The organism is Acidithiobacillus sp. TH-A36 (genome assembly GCF_057473445.1).
On record NZ_JBYCKP010000601.1, the window covers coordinates 1 to 1,064 of the forward strand.

Sequence of the window (1,064 nt, forward strand, 5' to 3'; positions counted from 1 at the left end):
TTGCGGGATATGAACCAGAGATTCAGCAGCCATGGCTTAACGCTCCATTTCCCAGTCGGGAAGATCATCAGGCTGCTGTTCAGGCCCATGCGCTGACTGGGCATCCACAGCCAGATCAGCCGCCCAGTCAATGGGATTGCCTATGGCCATACTGGCCGCCATTTCGGCACCTTCCAGCACTTCCTGCTCCAGAGAGTCACTGTCACGCGCCTGCTCATCCTCAGCCACCAGTTCCTCATCCACGTTCCGGGTGCGCAGAGACTGCTGCCGGTTTTCCTCCTCCACCTCTTTCTGGCGGTTTTGTAATGGGGACGCTATCTGCCCGCGCAGGTTTTCCGGTACCTGTTCCCGCGCTTCCTGAAGCAGTTGTTCCTGGACCAGCAGAATATCTATCCCTTTCGCCGTGGGCTGACCCCGCTCATCGGCAAGTCCGGCGGACAGCAGTTTCGCCCGGCCCTCGGGTGCCAGTGCCGAAAACCCTCCCTCCAGCGTTGCCTGCAGCAGATCGAGACGGGTTACCGCATCAGCATGGGCCAGTTCCGCCCGTGCGGCCATGTAACGGTCAGAAGGAATCAGGATTTCTTCCCCCTCTACCGGAATCCCGCCCTGATCGGCCAGTTTTCTGACTTCTTCGGAGGCGGGGAACCGCATGGAATGCAGTGGAAGTGCATCTTCTTTCGTCAGGGTTTGCGCCGCTAGCTCAGATGCCATCTTTTCAGCTGCAGGGACGACCCCCGAATCTGGTTGCACCTCCTTCTCTGGCGAGACCTCCGGGGATTGCTTCACGTCGCCGACTATTCCGTTGCGAGGTGTGATGTCAGGATCCTCAACTTTGAGATGGTTGGTTTTGCCCTGCTCCTGGCCCTTCTGCCATATTTCCTGCAGTTCCCGATTGCGGATGGGAATGCCCAGTTCACCTGCAAGGTGTGCTGCGCGTTCCTTGAATTCATCATCCCCAGTCAGTAATAGCGGTGTACCTTCCCGGAACTTGGCAGCGGCAAGCCGCAAGGCCGCTTCAATCTCACGGTCACCACTGTCCAGCATCTCGATCCGCTTGCCCCGAT

The 1,064-nt window shown here is 58.5% G+C and carries 1 protein-coding gene; it reads right to left on the minus strand.

Features of this window, described 5'->3' with window-relative positions; all coding sequences use genetic code 11:
- Positions 1–36: 36 nt before the first annotated feature.
- Positions 37–1,064, minus strand: a 1,028-nt coding sequence (locus tag AC2VLY_RS15170; protein WP_486922564.1) for an LPD7 domain-containing protein, incomplete at its 5' end; no start/stop codon positions are given.